A 16,745-nucleotide genomic window follows, 5' to 3' on the forward strand; every position below is an offset into this window, starting at 1 on the left:
GTGGACACCAGACGAGCAGATTTTGCAGATCTGGACCACATCAGCCGGTAGACCGGCCGCTATGCGTCGGACGCCGGAAGGGCTTACATGACTGAACAATTCGCAGTGTGGACCGAGAACGACGCCGAGCAATCGGCCCGTTGGGGTTCGACGAGCAACGCCCCGGTGCCCAAGCGCATTGTCGTCGCCGACGACACGATGAAGGCCGACGACGCCTATCGCTTGGCTTGCGAAGGCACGGCGTTGTTGTGGCGCGGAGATTTTCAGAACGCTCGCCAACTGACCAAGGCCGTCGCGTCGCGCATCGACCGCAAGCCGCGCCGAGCGTCCGACGACCCAGCCAAAGCCTTCCATCTCCACCGGCAGACCCAAGGACGCCGCGCGCAGATCCTCGGCATGCTGCTCATTCCCTTGGATGCGGATCTGTCGATTCCACTCCGGCGAGCCCCGGACGCGCAAGTAGCGTTGACCGAAGCCTTCGGGATTACCGGTGAGCCTTCGGTCCGCTCGTTGCGTGACATCCTCGGCGCGATCGGCGCTCACGAGTGGCACCGCAAAGGTGTTTTCATCGAGGCTCTCGACGCACGAGTGCATCCCGCCTTCGGAGTGTTCTCACCCGTCCGCGGGGAGTATGTCGATCTTGTCGCGTCTGCTCCGCTACCGTCGACGGAATCTGCTTTCGATATCGGAACAGGTACCGGCGTTCTTGCTGCCGTCCTGGCGCGGCGTGGAGTTCAGACAGTGACGGCCACCGACCAGGACCCCCGGGCATTGCAATGCGCGCGCACCAACCTGTCGCGGCTTGGCTACGGCGATCAGGTGAATGTGGTGGAAGCAGACCTCTTTCCCGAAGGCACCGCTCCGTTGGTGGTCTGCAATCCTCCCTGGATTCCGGCCAAGGCCACCTCGCCCATCGAATACGCCGTCTACGACCCTGCTGGAGCGATGCTGAAGGGCTTCCTGACTGGTGTCGCAGCGCATCTGGACGATGGGGGAGAAGCGTGGCTGATCCTCTCGGACATTGCCGAACACCTCGGTCTCCGAACGCGATCCGAACTACACGACCTGATTGCGGCCGGTGGGCTCACTGTTGTCGATCGCATCGACGTCAAACCGACGCACGCAAAGGTCAGTGACCGAACCGATGCGCTTCACGCTGCCCGGGCACGAGAGACGACCTCGCTCTGGCGGCTTCGCCGTCGCTGAATTCATTCTCAGTCAGCGGTATTTCCTTGCCATGAAATGGTAATGAACGAGTAACAAATCGGGTCTAGCTTTCTTCGCAGTCGCACATCGTCACGCACTCCGGAGGAATCTCGATGGAAAACACTCTTGCCCGCAACGCAGCCGAGGACCTGACGAAAGGTCTTGGCCGACGCGGATTCATGAGGGCAGTCGCTGCCCTCGGTGCGGGCGTAGGAGTTGCCGGTGTGGCTTCGGGATGCGCGCACTCGAACGCGTCACCGGCTGGATCGTCCTCCTCTGCACTACCGTTCGCCGATGGCATTCCGATTCTGCAACCGGGCAGTGGAAACGTCAGTGGCGATCACTATCTGAGTTCGGATCCGTCGGACGTCATGTGGGGTTATGTGCCCAACATCCACACCCGCGAGGTGATGCGGATGAAGTCGGGCCAGACCGTCACGATCGACGCCCTCTCGCACGAGGGAATTCTCGAGGATCAAGGGCGCAATCCTCTCGAATACTTCGGTAGCAAAGGCGTTTCCGAGAAGGACGTGCTCGAAGATGCGATTGCCGTTGCGGCCGAATACAACCGAACCGAACGAAACTTCGACAAGGACGGACCGCACGTCGTCACCGGCCCGGTCTTCGTCGAAGGCGCCCAGCCTGGAGACGTACTCAAGATCGAGACTCTCGAAGCCATTCCCCGCGTGCCGTACGGCGTTGTGTCGAGCAGACATGGCAAGGGCGCTCTCGCCGTCACAGCAGACGGAACCGCTCCAGCGGGAATCACTCTGGACGAAGTCATGCCGCCGGTCGCCACAGACGGGCGCGCGACCAAGGACCCGTTGAAGTACGGCGGTGTTTCCACTTTCACGGCGATCGAAGACGGCAAGGGCGTGATGCCTTTCGGACAGTCGAAGGTGCGGTTTCCCCTGCGGCCCTTCATGGGAATGATGGGAGTTGCCTATTCCTCGGATGCCGACCCGACGTCCCCGTCGTCGAACTCCATTCCTCCGACCCTGGGCGGCGGAAACATCGACATCAGGCATCTCGGTGTCGGATCAACCTTCTATTTGCCGGTATTCGCTGAAGGCGCCCTCTTCTACGTCGGTGACCCACACATGGCCATGGGCGACGGTGAGGCGGCGCTGACGGCGATGGAAGGATCGCTGCGCGGCACGTTCCGACTCAGCGTGTGCAAGAAGGATTCCGGTGACGCTCCATCGGTGGCTTTCGGATACCCGTTCGCCGAGACCGAGGAGGCCTGGATTCCGATCGGCCTGTCCGACCCCAACGGTTCGGTCGATGGGCAGAACAGTGACCTCAACGGCGCCATGCGGCGCGCGGTGGTCAACGCGCTCGACTTCCTCGAGCATGATCGCGGAATGGATCGAGCGACGGCCTACGCCTATCTTTCTGCCGCAGCGGATTTCACGGTCTCGCAGGTAGTCGATCGAACCGTGGGCGTCCACGGACAGATCTTCAAATCCCACTTCGAATAGAGGGAAGGCGATCCGTGGTGTCAGGACGGATCGTCGAAGAGACTCTGTTGCAAGGGATCGGCAAACAGGCCCATCTGCTCAGGTTGCGGCTTTGCCGGCGTCTCGGTTCGAGAATTGGGCAGGACCACCAGTCGCAAAGCCCCGCGCAGACGGTCGACCATGAGTTCCCACCCGCCGACCTGATCCTCGTATCCTGCAGCCTCTTCGGCGTCCCCGCGACTGTGGGCGTCCACCGCCTGACTGCGGAGCTGAATCTGCCATTCGTTACTGATGTGGAGGAGCTGAAGAATCAGATCGCGATCGCGCCCGCAGACATCGGCTACCGCGTCGAGATCCTCGGCCACGTCCAGATCGAGATGCAGCAGGGTCTCGAGTTCGGGAGGCAGGTCCTCGGCCGTCAGATCGGGCTGCAGCGAGGAGGAGTCACCGCTCTTGTTCGCGAAGAAGAGGTCTCCGCCGACGCGTGCGGCGAACTCGTCGTCCACGGTACGCAGGAACGACGTCAAGGCTGCGCATGTATCGGTGAGTTGTTTGGGAACGAATGGTGAGCCCGCCACCTCGAGGAACACCGACAGACGGTCGTCGATCAAGACGAACTTGATGCGCGACCATTTGCGGTTGAGATCGGCGATGACCTCGGCTGCACGAGTGCGGTTGCTGATGTCCTGAACGAGTGGGGAGAACAACTGCACGTCCATGGACTCGGAAAGCGGACCGACGAACATGACAGTCGAACCGACCCGAATTGGTATGTCGCCGTCGCTGTCCCGCTCGGGAAGCGTGCCGAGCATGGGAAGCAAAGCGAGAGTGACCAACTCTTTGAGGTGGTCGACGTCGTTGGGCATGTAGGCCGCGGTGGGGTCGAGTGTCGGAAGTTCTGTCGACTCGACAACCGACGGATCGAAATCCGGAGTCTGCTCGTTGCCGGTGAGATCGCTGGATAGAAAAGCCGGGTGCTGCACACCGAACACATCACGGAACGCAGCGACAGTCATCGCTGCGAGCTGATCGGCCCAGTTCTGCGCCTTGTCGACGCAGAAGGCTGGGGAGTTGTTCGGATCCTCGAGATTCTCGGAAGGCGGATTCCAGCCGAGTGCGATCAACTTTTGTTCGTCGGCATCTTCGAGTCGATAGCGCGGATGAAGGAAGTCGTTGGAAGGAACCTCGCAGCGGACTGTGTTCTCGTCCCACACGAGGAACTGAACACATGGCGCTGCGCCGTCAGCTGGATCGAAGTCGCCGGTGGACGATTCCACGGCAAGCACGTCGCCGTCGACCATGATGGAAATGTGATCGCCGAGGCGACGTTGAAATTCTGCCCATGCCCGGTCGACACTGACATCGAGATCGAAGCCCATTGCGCTCATCAGCCACCTCCTTCCGCAAAAGCTCAGACCTATACGGTATCGCGAGGTCCCGACAATGCTGCTGTCCTTTTCCGGTCGACCGGATTGCAGCGGGCCACGAACCGTGACGACTAGGAAGGTTGTCGCAGGTAGATCGGGTATTTGAGAGCGGCGACTGAAGTGTGCCTGTAACCGCCGTCACGCCAGGCGGTATGCAGGCGAAAGGGCGATGACTATCCGGCGAGAACGGGCGAGACCTCGACGACGGGCGGCGTGGACCCGGTCGTGACAACTGGGGTGGTGCTGGTCTTGGTGGTCGTGGCTGTCGCGGTCGGTGACGAGGTCGCTGTAGCCGACGCGGTGGTCGTGGACGAGACCGGTGTTGTCGTACTCGTTGCAGTCGTAGTGGACGTAGCGGAGCTCGTGCTTGTCGCGGTCACCACCAGCGGCTGATTACGAGGAGCAGTCGTCTCGTCGGCGATTCGCCAGGTCGGCGTCGGCGGGATGACAACCGTGGGAACTGCAACCGAGCTGTAGAACGCGGCCGGTTCGATCCCGGCGACGGACTCCACGGAAACCGACGAGACCAGAGCGGGAGGCTTCACCACAGGGCCGCCGGAACCGAATGCGCCGGCTGCTCCGCCGAAAACGAGGCCTGATGTCAGAGAGAGAGCGGCCACTGCGACAGCGCCGATCATGACTGTTCTGTCTTTCATGCACACCTGTCCTTCGGGAGCAGTACGGAAGTACTGTAGGCGAAAAGATGCCGCAATGGAGTATCAGGGCCTGCTGGGCAGGACGCGAATCTATGTGGCGTAGAACACAAAAGGCCCCGGGTGTCGACGCGGACGTCGGCACCCAGGGCCAGGTCAAGCAGTGAATCAGGCGGGGATCGTCAGTACCTGACCGGCGTTGATGAGATCCGGGTTCGGGATGCCGTTTGCATCCGCGATGCGCTGGTACTGGTTGCCGTCACCGTAGAAACGCTCGGCGATTGCCCACAGGGTGTCGCCGCTTTCGACGGTGTAGCTCTGCGCTGCCGGAGCGGCGGGTGCAGGCTCGGGCTCCGGTGCCGGAGCGGGCTCCGGGGCAGCCTCGGCGGCCGGAGCCTCGATTGCAGTGTCCGAAGACCACAGAGCATTTCCACCGGCGGACAGAACGACGTTGCGATCGTCCTGAACCGAGAGGGAGGCACCGTCGTTGCCTGCGGTCTGCGATGCCCACACGGCGTCGGAGTCCTTGTAGATGACGAAGTTTCCGTCAGTCTGCACCTCGGCGCGGTTGGCGCCGGATCCGTTGGTGCCTGCGGCCCAAACAGCCTGTCCGCCCTCGGACAGAACCAGGTTGCCGTCGTCCTGCAAGGTGAGGGTGTATGCGCCGTTGTCGGACTTGAGTTCCTGGCCGACTCCGAGGCTCTGACCTGACTGCAGTGTGCTCACGCTGTCCCTTTCCAAATCTGTTGCGATGACTGTGCCTCCACGATTCCGCTTTACCGTCCAGTTACCTTCTGGCCGTTGGTCTCGTAGGCGACCGAGTGTACGTTACCGAAGAGTACGGAGAATTGTGCAGCGTTGACGGACTGCGTGTCGAGCGTTCGGATCTTGCTGATATTAAGGCGTTTTGGGTGAAAGTGCCGGATCATGGTACGTGACCTCGTCAGGTTTCGGTGCGCATTCTCCTGAACTCCAGGTGAACTCGAAACTCTCTCAGCGCATTATCAGTAACTACTGCATTATCAGTAACCGCTAGGGGCGTAGCGACTTGCGCGTCTCGTCGTGGAGAACGGCAAGCAGTTCACGCTCGACGTCGGCGAACTCGGGCGTGGTGATCATGTCCAGCTCGCGTGGTCTCGGCAAGGGAACGTCGACTACGCACCTGACCGTTGCCGGACGCGCAGACAGAACGATCACGCGGTCGGACAGATAGATCGCTTCACGAATATCGTGGGTGATCATCAGCACGGTCCACCGGTACTGCTGCCACACGTCTTGCAGCCAAGCCTGCATCTCGGTGCGGGTCAACGAGTCCAGCGCGCCGAACGGCTCGTCGAGCAGCAGGACAGGTTTGCCCTGAACAACGGTGCGCAGCATCGCCGCTCGCTGGCGCATACCGCCCGACAGCTGTGACGGCCGGGCGTCCTCGAATCCGGACAGGCCGAACGCGGGGAACAACTCACGAGCGCGCTCGCGTGCTTCCTTCTTGCCGACTCCCTGCACTTCCAAACCGAGGGCCGTGTTGTCCAGTACCGAGCGCCAAGGGAACAGGAGATCCTTCTGCGGCATGTATGCGGTGTGCACCTCGGCGGCTGCTTCGGATTCAGTTGCGCGCGTGCCTACACGGACTGAACCCGAGGTCGGGGATTCGAGCCCGGCCAGGACGTTGAAGATCGTGCTCTTGCCGCAGCCGCTCGGCCCGATCACCGACACGAATTCGCCCGCGTCGGCGCGGAAGGACACCGAATCGAGTACGAGACGCGATTCTCCGGCCGTGTCGAACCTCTTGGTCAGGTCCTGGATTTCGACCATTGCATCCTCGACCATCGGGTCAGTCATGTCCGCGACCTTTCGTTCATCGCCCATGGTGCAACGATGCGCTCGATGGCGAACGTCAGCAAGTACAGCGTGACGCTGATCAACGCGGTCACCAGTACGGCCGCCAACACCAGGTCGGTGCGGAAGGAGTTCTTCTGGGTGCTCATGTAGATACCCAAACCGGAAGTAGCGCCGACGTATTCGGAGAACACCGCACCCACGACCGCATACGTGATGCCGATGCGCAGGGCAGTGAAGAATCGCGGAATTGCCGAAGGAAGGCGAACGTATCGGAACTCCTGCCAGCGAGTGCTGCCCATACTGCGCAGCAGAGCGCCCGCTTCCCGATCGGCCGCGGCAAATCCCTCGATGAGTCCGATGGTCATGGGGAAGAACGTCGCAAGTGCGATCACCAACACCTTCGGCAACAACCCGAAGCCGAACCAGATGATCATCAGCGGCGCGATGGCGATGATCGGCAGCGTCTGCGAGACGACAAAAAGTGGTACCAGCGCGCGTGACAACCACGGCGAAAAGTCCACGACCACAGCAAGAATCCAGGCCAACACCAATGAAACAGTGAAGCCGACCAACGTGACCTGCAATGTCGACCAGGCGTGGCCGGAGATGATCTCGCGATTGTCCCACCCTTGGGACAGAACGCGACCAGGAGACGGAAGTACCTGCGGCCGAATCCCACTGATCTCGACGTAGATCTGCCACGCCGCTACGAGGAGCACCACCACGGCGAGCGCGGGAAGCGCCCGCCGCATGGCCGAGACCAGCCGTCCGCTCGCGTCAGGACGCGTCGAGATACTCATTGGTGAAGTACTCCGACCAGTCCGGCTTCTGGGTCAGCGGCTTCCCGTCGGGTCCGGCGAGCAATCCGTTGTCGAAGAGGAATCCCGAATAACCCGACCAGGTTTCGAGATTCTGCGTACCGACGACGCCGTTGGCGTCTTTCATGTAGTCGGCGGCGAGCATCCGCTGACTGTCACGGACGAGGTCTTCGTCGGTGAAAGCTCCGGGGTTCGCGTCGATGAGATCCTGCGCGGCCTGGTCCGGGTTGTCGGCAGCAGTCTGATATCCGCGTTGAACGGCTTTGACGAACTTGCGTGCCTCGTCGGGATGGTCCTTCAACCACTGCTGGTTGCCGTTGATCACGATCGAATATGCATCGGGGAAGCCGTAATCGGTGTACTGGAAGTACCGCATCGGAGTTCCGTTTCGCTCCGCCTCGAGGCCTTCCCAAGCAAAGTAGGAGACCGTGAAATCGGCCTGGCCCGAGTACACGGCTTCGTACGCGGACGTACCGAGCGTGACCGTCGTGAAGTTCCCGGTCCCGCCGTCGTTGCGGATGATCTGCTGCAGCGTTTCGACTTCGCCGGGATCGCCGAACCCGGCGTACGTCTTTCCGTCGAGATCACGCGGGCGCGTGATGTCCGCACGATCCGCCTTCACACCGATGCCGGTGGCGCGGTGCTGAAGTGGCGCGATGACGGACGTCGTGGCGGCGCCGGCCGCTCGGGCGAACGTGGCCTGACTCTGTGTGCTGATGCCGAACTCCGCGTTGCCGGCGTCGACCAGGGTGTCGGGAGAGGTGTTGTTGTACGGCAGGATCGAGACGTCCAGACCGGCGTCCTCGAAGTAGCCCTCTTGGAGTGCAACGTACAAACCGGTGTGGTTCGTGTTCGGGGTCCAGTCGAGTGCGAACCGAATGGTCCCGTCGGAAGCGCCGGTGTCAGCGGCGCATCCGGTCAGAACTGTGAATGCGGCTGCGATCGCGGCAGAGGTCGCAAGTGTGCGGCGCAGCGCCGCAAACGACATCACGACGCCGGCCAAGGCTGCTGGTGGAGTGCGGAATCCCAGAACATCAACTCGTAGCGACTGGCGATGCGGAATGCTTCACTCATCGCCTCACGCTCTGTCTCGGTGGCTGCTTCGGCAGCAGCATCGACCAGTACGCGGGCCTGCGCCACCGACTCGTGGAATTCGGGTGCGTCGTACGTCGTGACCCACTGTGCGTACGGATGCGACGGATCGGCGTCGAGTACCTCGCGCGCTGAAGCGGCAAGATCGCGGCCGACCTCGGCGTAGATCCAGAAGCAGGGGAGTACTGCCGCTGCGGAGACCGGGTAAGGCGCAGTTGCCGCAGTCGCCGTCAGATACGAGACGTATCCCAGGCAGGCCTGCGAATGCTCGAGCCTTCCCGATCCCGCTGGAAGAATTCCACCGGTGAGAAGTCCGTCGTGAAGCGCAGATTCCACTGTCGCTGCCGTGGACGCGGAATTCGACCAGAAGCCCGCGGACTGCGGATCCGGGGCGTGGGCCGCGACCAGGGACAACGCTTTCGAATACCCCTCGAGATAAAGCTTGTCCTGCTCGATGTACGTGCGGAACGCGTCGAGAGGCAATGTTCCGTCGCCGAGGCGTTTGAGGAACTCCAGTGAGTCGATCGACTCGCGGAGGACCTTCGTCTCGGCCCAGAGTCGATCGGTGAACCGATCCGTCGACGGCGCTGTGGCCACCGAGTTTTCGGCAGAATTGTATGCAGGCTGCGTAGTAGCCATGACATCCCTTCGTCAGCATTACCTGATCAGGTTCCCGGGTGTGTTCTCAGCCCCGCCCATGCGGAGCACCCCGTGTCAGAACTAGGCGACCTTAACACCGAGCCTCTGCTTCGTCGGCGCCTACCTGGCAGTTGAGTAGTCGACGCACATCGGCCTTATGTTGGTACGTTTGGTCTTGTTTGCCACACGCGCGGGTCGGGAGGGGATTCAGACATGGAGACCGACGTTCGACCAAATCTTGGCGAGGACGGAACACTCGTGATCCGTGCCCGCGGCGGAGAAGCCCGCGGGTATCCGGATGGCGGAATATTCGCGTGGAAGGGCATGCCTTACGCAGCAGCGCCGGTGGGTGAACGGAGATTCCGCGCGCCGCAACCCGCTGAGCCGTGGGACGGGGTGCGCGACTGTCGTGAGTTCGGGCCGATCGCGCCGCAGGGCCAGAGTCCGGCGGTTCCGATCGACCGGGCCTTCAAAATCGACGAGGACTGCTTGTCGATCAACGTGTGGGCCCCGCGCCCCGACGGCACGCCGCGACCGGTGATGGTGTGGATTCACGGCGGCGCCTACTGCCTCGGGTCCGCCGCCCAAACGATCTACGACGGCCGTCATCTGGCTGAAACCGGTGACGTCGTTCTCGTCTCCTTCAACTATCGCGTCGGTGCCCTCGGATTCCTGGACCTGTCTGGATTCTCCACCGCGGATACCGTTTTCGAATCGAACTGTGGTCTGCGAGACCAGATTGCGGCACTCGAATGGGTTCGAGACAACATCGACGCCTTCGGGGGTGACCCGAGTGCGGTGACCGTGTTCGGTGAGTCCTCCGGCGCAGGATCCATCACGACGCTCATGACCTGTCCGAGCGCCGAAGGTCTGTTCCATCGTGCGATTGCCCAGAGTCCTCCCGCGACCTCCGTCTACGGGGCCGAGCGCGCCAAGACCGTGGCGGAGCGGTTTCTCGAACTGCTTTCGATCGACCCTGAAGACGCAGGCGATCTGCTGACCACGGATCTGGAACTGCTCGTCAAGGCAAGCGATGACCTGGTCAACGAAATTCCGACCCGGATTCCGGGAACTTTGGCGATGGCACCCGTTGTCGATCGTGATCTGGTGCCGCACTACCCGGTTGCGGCTTTCCAGAAGGGTTACGCGCACCGAATCCCACTGATCATCGGTTCCAACAAGGACGAGGCGTCGATCTTCAAGTTCATGAAGTCTCCGCTGATGCCGGTGAGCGCGCAGTCGGTCGAGGCCATGCTGCAACTGCTGGCGGATGATCACCCCGACATCTCCGCGACCAAACTTGCCGAGATCATGTCGGCTTACCCTGATCACGCGAAACCGAGTGGCGCGCTCGCACTGTCGCGGGACGCGGCGTTTCGCATGCCGACTCTGTGGATCGCCGACGCTCAATGCAGGCATTCCCCTACATGGGTCTACCGCTTCGATCACGCGACGCCGATGCTCAAGGCGGCGCGGATCGGTGCGGGCCACGCGACCGAATTACCTTATGTATTCGGCAATTTCGGAACACTGAACGTCGACCCCACGTTCTGGCTGGGTGGACGGAAGGCTGCGATGGAGGTAGCCGGCCGTATTCAACGGCGATGGCTGGCCTTCGCGCGGCATGCCGTGCCGGCAGCTCTCGACGGTTCGAAGCACTGGGCGCCGTACGAGGAAGAGAAGCGGTCGACGCTGTTGATCGACTCGGCCGACACCCTCGTCAGCGACCCCGATCACGGACTGCGCGTCGCCTGGGGAAACGACGTGATGGGGTTCAACTGACGTCGGTCGAGTGTCGCGGACGATCCAGTTCGCGAAGCACCGGCAGGGAGGCACAGACTGCGGCGATCAGGATGATCGGAATCGACAGGGCCACAAAGGTCGACGCGATTCCGAGTTGATCGAGCAGAGGGCCGACCGCGAGGTAACCCAGCGGGCCGGCGGCGTAGGCAGTCGACGTCATGACACCGACGACGCGTCCGCGCATGTGCTCCGGGCTGTGCGTCTGCATGGCGTAGTTGGCGATCGGGCCGACTGGTCCGTAGACGAGCCCCTGCAGTCCGGCGAGCACGAGGATCACCCACAGCGGAGGTAGAAGCGCCATGGCAAGCATCGCTATGCCGAGAACGGCAACGGCAAAAATCATGATCAGTCGCCGGGACATGATCGGTGCCAGCGGAGCGTAGGCGAGAGAGCCGATGATGCCGCCGATCGCCAATGCCATCAGCACCGATCCGAGTTGCGCCGGTTGATCCAACTCTGTGAAGTACACCGGGAACACGACGCTCTCCACCGGCATGTAGAGCGCGACGACGGCCATGTCGATCAGCGCCAGAGTGCGCAGCAGTTTGTTGTTCCAGACGAACCGAAGACCGTCGAGTGTGCCGTGCCAGATCGATTTCGGACGATGTTCGTGTTCGGGGACTCCGGCGCCAGGAAGGCGGATGAAGGCAACCACGACGATCGAGAACACAAAACCAGCCGCCGTCACCCAGAGCGTGTTCACCGCCCCGATCGTTGCGATCAGGACACCGCCGATGCCAGGGCCGATCAGATATGCGACGTTGAAATTGGCCTCATACACGCTGTTGGTGCGATCGAGCTTCCACTTGGCTGTCCGAGTTGCTGCAGGCAGCATGGACTCCCTCGCCGCCATTCCGGCGGGGTCGAACACCGCACCGAGCGCGGCCAACGCCGCGATCACCGGGATCGTCAAGCCCGCGGTGGCCGCGATGATCGGGATCGCCGCTACGGACATCGCCGAAAGAGCGTCGGAAATCATCGACGTTCGACGGCGTCCGAATTTGTCGACGAATGTCCCCGAGAACAGGCTCGACACGAGTAACGGAATGGCTGCTGCGCCGGCAACTATCGCCGCGTCGGTAGCCCTGCCGGTTCGTTCGAGAACAAGCCAGGGGAGTACGACGATGGCGATACCGTTGCCGATCGCCGAGAACAGCGTCGCGAGATTGACGAGGACGAGAGGGAGATAGCTGGGGGTAACTACGTCCTCGGATGCAGGTGGGCGCCGATCTGCTGAGGCGACCACGTTCTTTCCTTCCCCGAGATGGTGCCGACCAGGATTTCGAGAGTTTCGACGACGGCACCATCGACGCTAGCAGCGGGGGTTGCAGGTCCGCGAGTGATTTTTCGCGGACCGTCCTCGTTTGGTTATGCCTGGTAAACGGGGTTCTCTGCAACAAACTTCTCGACGTACGAGCACGTCGGAAGGATCTTCAATCCCTCGTTCCGGGTCTGATCGAGCGCTTCCCGCACCACGATGGCGGCAAGCCCGCGCCCGCGAAACTGTGGGTACGTCACCGTGTGGTGGAAATCACGGACACCGGAATGGTCCGAGTACTCGGCAAAACCGGCCAGTTCGCCGTCGACACGGATCTCGAAGCGCGTTTCCGCGGAGTTGTGCGCCACTGTCTCGGTCATCTTCGGGCTCCGTTTCGAAAGGGCGGCCGGTTGCGGCGCGCCGCGTCTGCGTTCTGTGGAGCCACGCTACCTGGCAGGCGGTCCGCAATATCGCTTGCCGGCGTGAGTTCCGTTACTTAGCGCAACTACAACTGGACGACCGTTCAAGGGGCCTTGGTCGTGTCGGATCAGGAAGAAAACTGGTCTGTACGTGCCGATTTGCCCGTACTTTTGTGCCCACATTGGGTGATACATATGCATCGCGATCGTAAACATCCCAATATGTGGGACTCGTCACAAAGTTTTTTGTCGTCTGTTCGGATGGATTAAGTGGAGGACCTGAAACGGGCAAATTGCAGGTCAGCGGGGCGCTGATTGCGTGCCGACGAAGGGTGCGAGCGCCCGGAAACCCCAGGGGTATTGCCTTGGTCATCAGATCGTTTCTCGGACGTGATCCCAAAGACCCGCTTGGGGGGTTAGCGTTTGAATCGTCGGGGATAGAAGAAGCGTTACAACTTCGCCAAAAAAACTTTGGCGCGGCTTCGCAACGGTTCGATTTCGAGTCTTCGTCGGACAACTTCGAGGAAGGAACGCACATGATTTTCGGGCAGCGTGAGTCGAACAGTTACTTTGCCGCAATTTTTTCGTACGACTTCCTTGACGAAGGTCTGGGATACGAGACCATCGCACGGATCCACCGGGGCGAGATCTGCGAGTGGATTCGCGATCTCGAGGCGTCCGGGTTGTTCTCGGCTGCGGAGGTCCATGCCGCCGAACTGGCATGGCGCGAAAATCCGCGCCTGCTCCTCGACGCCCTTCTCGAGGACGCCGACGAGGTCTCGGTCAAGCGCTGGGAGATTGCGTGGACGAGGCTAGAGCGTCAGTCGCCGGCAGCCGGAACCGCGGTGGCAGAGCACGGCTGATCCAGCCGGGCCGAGTCGACTCCCCAGTCTGCGTCAAGATCAACCGTCTGCGTCAGATCAGCGGTCGACGACTATCACCTCTTGATCAGTAAGCACGGTGAATTGCGCGCCAGCAGTGGTCAGCGCTGCGACCGTCCGCGCGGTCACCTGCGGATCTTCGAGTAACGAATCGCCGCCGTGCGGCACTATCGCGAAGTCGACCAGCGCGAGCCCGGACCAGATCGGGTCGATACCGCACGTAGGCGTGACTTCAGCGGGGTCGTCCGACGCGTCGAGCCCGATCAGAGTCGGAGTCACCAGACACGCTCCCGCGCTGTATCCCGCATAGGCCACGAGGCCCGAACGAACCAGCATCTCTATGACCCGATCTGCGCCGCTTCGGGCTAGCTGAGCTCGCAGGACAAACGTGTTTCCGCCGCGAACCCACAGACAGTCGAATTCGCGAAGTCGGACTTCGAGTGCTTCCGTTGCACCCAGGAAGTCTCGGACGTCAACTTCCTCTGCCGTGAAGCCCGCGGCCCGTAGTGGAGTCAATTCGCTTGTCACTGCCGAACTGCGGGCATTGACGGGCCACGAATCTGCAGCCGCGGCGATCACCGCTATGCGTGCGCCGCGGCCTACAAGATCGACAAAAGCCTCGCGGTGGTCGCCGAAACGGTAGGACGAGAGAAACAGTTTCACTTCTCAGTACCTTCGCGACCTACCCGCCCAGCTCTCAAATCGTGAACGCCAGATTGTCGACGACGCGTGCGCCCACGGTGGTGTCACCGCGAAGCGAGATGTCGGTTCGGTGATCGGACGCCTGGACGCGGCCACCGGCAATCCGGGTGAAGAGCGGTGAGCTCATCGAGATGGTCGTGGTCGCCGGGCCGTCCAGCTCCGGGACGAGCGTTGCACGCGCATCGACCGAGATGTGAAGTGAACGGGCAAGTGGCCCTTCGAGTTCGAAAGTGATCCGTGCTCCCTCGGGTGCCTTTCCTCGTTTCCCGACGACAAATCCGAGCGCGCTGGTGATTTCGCCGAATGCAGTCTCCGCGCGCAATCCGCCTTCCTCGCCTGGAATGCCGACTGCATCTCTGATGTCGAGTTCGTGCATCCAACAGTCGAAGGTCCGAATACGCATGAACCGGCCATAGGGCGCAAGACCGACCGGTGTTTGTGTCTCGGCGTCCCAGTCTGCGCCCGTCATCGAGCGAAGAGCGTCGGCTCGCGTGGCGGTGATATCGCGATAGTGGGCCAACAAGTCCGCGTGCGGCGTCCGCCTCAGGCCTTCGACCCAGCGCTCGTTGAACGCCGCAATCTCGTTGTGGACGTGAGGCAATGCGTGCACGTCCAGGTCGATCGACGGCGGATTGATGCCCGCGAGCAGTGATTCCGTACCGATCAGGTGGGACACGATGTCATGAACCGTCCACCCCGGAAGGTTGGACGGTGCCAACCACTGGTCACCGTCGAGTTCGGCAAGCAGTGCGTCGATGACTTTCCATTCCTCGGTCAACGCGTCGACTACTGCGTCCTGGGGCCAACCACTCATGCGGACATCTCCTGTTTCGGACGGTGCGGTTCTCCTCACTGTATGTCGCGCCGGATAAGTGAGCGGGCATTCCCATGCTTCGAGTCGGTGTCGCCAAACATCCGAGGGAGGCAGAGTTCCTGTGGTAGACCAGGATTGTCGACGCCGAAGCAGGCTCACGCGGCGTTGTCGTCACCGACAGAGGAGTCTTCGTGTTTCCAGGAAATTTTGTCCAGTCCACGCCGGACAAGCCCGCCGTCATTCGCCCGGCGACGGGTGAGTCCATCACCTACCGGGAACTCGACGAACGGTCGACGCAGTTGGCGCGATACTTCCGAAGTGTCGGTGCCAAGCCTGGGGACCACGTCGCTCTCATCTCGAACAACGATCTCCGGGCGTTCGAGGTGTACTGGGCAGCATTGAGATCAGGTCTCTACATCACTGCGGTGAACTGGCATCTCACGGCTGCGGAGACCGCCTACATCGTCGACGACTGCGAGGCGACAATTCTGGTGGCGTCGGGTCAGGCGTCGACAGCAGTTCCGTTGGACGAGAAGCTGATTCCGCGCGTGCGTCACCGATTGGTGTACGGCGGCGCCCTCGAGGGTTTCGACGACTACGAGGATGCGGTCGATGCTCAGTCCGCCGATCCACTCGACTCGCAGCCACGTGGGGCTGACATGTTGTACTCGTCCGGAACCACCGGCAGGCCGAAGGGGATCAAGGGAGACCTTCCGGAGGGCGAGGTGGACGCCACCATGGATCCGTACACCGCGGTGTTCGCGCCGATGTACGGGTTCGATTCCGACACAGTCTATTTGTGCCCGGCTCCGGTCTATCACGCGGCGCCCCTGCGCTTTTGTGGCGTGATCAATTCGGTCGGCGGAACCGTGATCTTGATGGATGCATTCGAAGCCGAAACCGCGCTGGAGTTGATCGGTAAATACGCTGTGACGCACAGTCAGTGGGTACCGACGATGTTCGTTCGAATGTTGAAACTTCCGAAGGAGACCCGCGATCGTTACGACGTTTCGACGGTGAAGGTCGCCATTCATGCTGCTGCTCCTTGTCCGCCTGAAGTGAAGGCGGCAATGATCGACTGGTGGGGGCCGGTGATCCACGAGTACTACGCCTCGACCGAGGGTTCGGGCGCCACCTTCATCAACAGCGAGCAGGCCTTGGCGCATCCGGGTTCCGTCGGTCGTGACGGAGTGATGGGGATCGTGCACATCTGTGACGACGCCGGGCGTGATCTTCCGGTCGGCGAGATCGGTACCGTGTTCTGGGAGCGGGAGACTCTGCCATTCCGGTACCACAACGACCCCGAGAAAACGGCTGCCGCGCAGCATCCGGATCATCCGACGTGGACGACGAGTGGAGATATCGGCTATATCGACTCCGAGCGTTTCCTTTATCTGACCGATCGTGCGGCATTCACGATTATCTCTGGTGGCGTCAATATCTATCCGCAGGAGTCCGAGAACATCCTTACCTTGCATCCGAAAGTGTTCGACGTGGCGGTCATCGGTGTTCCCGATGAAGAAATGGGCGAACAGGTCAAGGCGGTTGTCCAACTGGCGGAGGGAGTCGAGCCGAGTGCCCATGTCGCCGAGGAATTGCTGGAATACGTTCGCAGCCAGGTTGCACATTTCAAAGCTCCGAGAAGCATCGACTTTGCCGACGAATTGCCTAGGACCGCGACAGGAAAGCTCGTAAAGCACAAGTTGCGGTCTCAATATGTGAGCAGTTGATCCT

The 16,745-nt window shown here is 61.6% G+C and carries 16 protein-coding genes and 1 riboswitch; of the genes, 5 read left to right on the forward strand and 11 right to left on the reverse strand.

Features of this window, described 5'->3' with window-relative positions; all coding sequences use genetic code 11:
- The first annotated feature begins 87 nt into the window (after nucleotides 1–87).
- Together H7C86_RS21830 and H7C86_RS21835 are read left to right on the forward strand one after the other, a co-directional pair.
- Nucleotides 88–1,206 (forward strand): class I SAM-dependent methyltransferase, encoded by a 1,119-nt coding sequence (locus H7C86_RS21830; RefSeq protein ID WP_047889216.1) that lies wholly within the window; start codon nucleotides 88–90, stop codon nucleotides 1,204–1,206.
- Between the two features lie 113 nt (nucleotides 1,207–1,319).
- The gene (locus tag H7C86_RS21835) at nucleotides 1,320–2,687 is read left to right on the forward strand and encodes an acetamidase/formamidase family protein (protein ID WP_182262221.1); all 1,368 of its coding nucleotides are present in this window, start codon (nucleotides 1,320–1,322) and stop codon (nucleotides 2,685–2,687) included.
- Nucleotides 2,688–2,707: 20 nt separating this feature from the next.
- On the opposite strand, the gene H7C86_RS21840 is transcribed toward H7C86_RS21835, so the two are convergent.
- The 7 genes from H7C86_RS21840 to H7C86_RS21870 all read right to left on the reverse strand — a co-directional run bounded on the left by H7C86_RS21840 (nucleotide 2,708) and on the right by H7C86_RS21870 (nucleotide 9,134).
- Nucleotides 2,708–4,054 (reverse strand): T3SS (YopN, CesT) and YbjN peptide-binding chaperone 1, encoded by a 1,347-nt coding sequence (locus H7C86_RS21840; RefSeq protein WP_042923120.1) that lies wholly within the window; start codon nucleotides 4,052–4,054, stop codon nucleotides 2,708–2,710.
- Between the two features lie 212 nt (nucleotides 4,055–4,266).
- Nucleotides 4,267–4,749, reverse strand: a complete 483-nt coding sequence (locus tag H7C86_RS21845) for a hypothetical protein (RefSeq protein ID WP_020970103.1) — start codon at nucleotides 4,747–4,749, stop codon at nucleotides 4,267–4,269.
- Nucleotides 4,750–4,914: 165 nt separating this feature from the next.
- Nucleotides 4,915–5,472 carry a LysM peptidoglycan-binding domain-containing protein gene (locus H7C86_RS21850; RefSeq protein WP_020970102.1) on the reverse strand — a complete coding sequence of 186 codons (558 nt, stop codon included), beginning with the start codon at nucleotides 5,470–5,472 and terminating at the stop codon, nucleotides 4,915–4,917.
- A 306-nt stretch (nucleotides 5,473–5,778) separates the two neighbouring features.
- Nucleotides 5,779–6,573, reverse strand: coding sequence for an ABC transporter ATP-binding protein (locus H7C86_RS21855; protein WP_031331938.1), 795 nt, complete (start codon nucleotides 6,571–6,573; stop codon nucleotides 5,779–5,781).
- Nucleotides 6,574–6,581: 8 nt separating this feature from the next.
- Entirely contained in the window at nucleotides 6,582–7,385 is an 804-nt protein-coding gene (locus H7C86_RS21860) for an ABC transporter permease (protein WP_069147280.1), read from the reverse strand.
- The gene (locus H7C86_RS21865) at nucleotides 7,363–8,391 is read right to left on the reverse strand and encodes an ABC transporter substrate-binding protein (RefSeq protein ID WP_070797161.1); all 1,029 of its coding nucleotides are present in this window, start codon (nucleotides 8,389–8,391) and stop codon (nucleotides 7,363–7,365) included. Before H7C86_RS21865 ends, H7C86_RS21860 begins: the two co-directional genes overlap by 23 nt.
- Nucleotides 8,391–9,134 (reverse strand): TenA family protein, encoded by a 744-nt coding sequence (locus tag H7C86_RS21870; RefSeq protein ID WP_020970100.1) that lies wholly within the window; start codon nucleotides 9,132–9,134, stop codon nucleotides 8,391–8,393. Before H7C86_RS21870 ends, H7C86_RS21865 begins: the two co-directional genes overlap by 1 nt.
- Nucleotides 9,122–9,217, reverse strand: a riboswitch (TPP riboswitch). (Overlaps the previous gene by 13 nt.)
- Before the next feature lie 130 nt (nucleotides 9,218–9,347).
- On the opposite strand from H7C86_RS21870, the gene H7C86_RS21875 reads away from it, so the two are divergent.
- Entirely contained in the window at nucleotides 9,348–10,916 is a 1,569-nt protein-coding gene (locus tag H7C86_RS21875; RefSeq protein ID WP_182262222.1) for a carboxylesterase/lipase family protein, read from the forward strand.
- On the opposite strand, the gene H7C86_RS21880 is transcribed toward H7C86_RS21875, so the two are convergent.
- Both H7C86_RS21880 and H7C86_RS21885 read right to left on the reverse strand, forming a co-directional pair.
- Nucleotides 10,909–12,183: an MFS transporter gene (locus tag H7C86_RS21880; protein ID WP_020908357.1), complete on the reverse strand. Its 1,275-nt coding sequence runs from the start codon at nucleotides 12,181–12,183 to the stop codon at nucleotides 10,909–10,911. The genes H7C86_RS21875 and H7C86_RS21880 overlap by 8 nt on opposite strands.
- A 122-nt stretch (nucleotides 12,184–12,305) precedes the next feature.
- Complete coding sequence (locus H7C86_RS21885) at nucleotides 12,306–12,575, reverse strand: GNAT family N-acetyltransferase (RefSeq protein WP_020908356.1); 270 nt, start codon at nucleotides 12,573–12,575, stop codon at nucleotides 12,306–12,308.
- A gap of 575 nt (nucleotides 12,576–13,150) precedes the next feature.
- Between H7C86_RS21885 and H7C86_RS21890 the strand changes: the two genes are divergently transcribed.
- Nucleotides 13,151–13,477 carry a hypothetical protein gene (locus H7C86_RS21890; protein WP_003941297.1) on the forward strand — a complete coding sequence of 109 codons (327 nt, stop codon included), beginning with the start codon at nucleotides 13,151–13,153 and terminating at the stop codon, nucleotides 13,475–13,477.
- Between the two features lie 57 nt (nucleotides 13,478–13,534).
- On the opposite strand, the gene H7C86_RS21895 is transcribed toward H7C86_RS21890, so the two are convergent.
- Both H7C86_RS21895 and H7C86_RS21900 read right to left on the reverse strand, forming a co-directional pair.
- Entirely contained in the window at nucleotides 13,535–14,158 is a 624-nt protein-coding gene (locus H7C86_RS21895; RefSeq protein WP_021334158.1) for a Type 1 glutamine amidotransferase-like domain-containing protein, read from the reverse strand.
- A 34-nt stretch (nucleotides 14,159–14,192) separates the two neighbouring features.
- Nucleotides 14,193–15,011, reverse strand: coding sequence for a maleylpyruvate isomerase family mycothiol-dependent enzyme (locus H7C86_RS21900; RefSeq protein WP_182262223.1), 819 nt, complete (start codon nucleotides 15,009–15,011; stop codon nucleotides 14,193–14,195).
- 191 nt (nucleotides 15,012–15,202) lie between these two features.
- On the opposite strand from H7C86_RS21900, the gene H7C86_RS21905 reads away from it, so the two are divergent.
- The gene (locus H7C86_RS21905) at nucleotides 15,203–16,741 is read left to right on the forward strand and encodes an AMP-binding protein (protein WP_070797138.1); all 1,539 of its coding nucleotides are present in this window, start codon (nucleotides 15,203–15,205) and stop codon (nucleotides 16,739–16,741) included.
- Nucleotides 16,742–16,745 lie beyond the last annotated feature (4 nt).

Origin of the sequence: Rhodococcus sp. UFZ-B548 (assembly GCF_903819475.1) — a bacterium.
Taxonomy (GTDB): domain Bacteria; phylum Actinomycetota; class Actinomycetes; order Mycobacteriales; family Mycobacteriaceae; genus Rhodococcus_F; species Rhodococcus_F erythropolis.

What these genes read in the sequence shown, in the direction of transcription:
- H7C86_RS21830 (WP_047889216.1), top strand. Translation starts at nt 88, where the DNA reads ATGACTGAACAATTCGCAGTGTGGACCGAGAACGACGCCGAGCAATCG.
- H7C86_RS21835 (WP_182262221.1), top strand. Translation starts at nt 1,320, where the DNA reads ATGGAAAACACTCTTGCCCGCAACGCAGCCGAGGACCTGACGAAAGGT.
- H7C86_RS21840 (WP_042923120.1), bottom strand. Translation starts at nt 4,054, where the DNA reads ATGAGCGCAATGGGCTTCGATCTCGATGTCAGTGTCGACCGGGCATGG.
- H7C86_RS21845 (WP_020970103.1), bottom strand. Translation starts at nt 4,749, where the DNA reads ATGAAAGACAGAACAGTCATGATCGGCGCTGTCGCAGTGGCCGCTCTC.
- H7C86_RS21855 (WP_031331938.1), bottom strand. Translation starts at nt 6,573, where the DNA reads ATGGTCGAGGATGCAATGGTCGAAATCCAGGACCTGACCAAGAGGTTC.
- H7C86_RS21860 (WP_069147280.1), bottom strand. Translation starts at nt 7,385, where the DNA reads ATGAGTATCTCGACGCGTCCTGACGCGAGCGGACGGCTGGTCTCGGCC.
- H7C86_RS21865 (WP_070797161.1), bottom strand. Translation starts at nt 8,391, where the DNA reads ATGTCGTTTGCGGCGCTGCGCCGCACACTTGCGACCTCTGCCGCGATC.
- H7C86_RS21870 (WP_020970100.1), bottom strand. Translation starts at nt 9,134, where the DNA reads ATGGCTACTACGCAGCCTGCATACAATTCTGCCGAAAACTCGGTGGCC.
- H7C86_RS21875 (WP_182262222.1), top strand. Translation starts at nt 9,348, where the DNA reads ATGGAGACCGACGTTCGACCAAATCTTGGCGAGGACGGAACACTCGTG.
- H7C86_RS21885 (WP_020908356.1), bottom strand. Translation starts at nt 12,575, where the DNA reads ATGACCGAGACAGTGGCGCACAACTCCGCGGAAACGCGCTTCGAGATC.
- H7C86_RS21890 (WP_003941297.1), top strand. Translation starts at nt 13,151, where the DNA reads ATGATTTTCGGGCAGCGTGAGTCGAACAGTTACTTTGCCGCAATTTTT.
- H7C86_RS21900 (WP_182262223.1), bottom strand. Translation starts at nt 15,011, where the DNA reads ATGAGTGGTTGGCCCCAGGACGCAGTAGTCGACGCGTTGACCGAGGAA.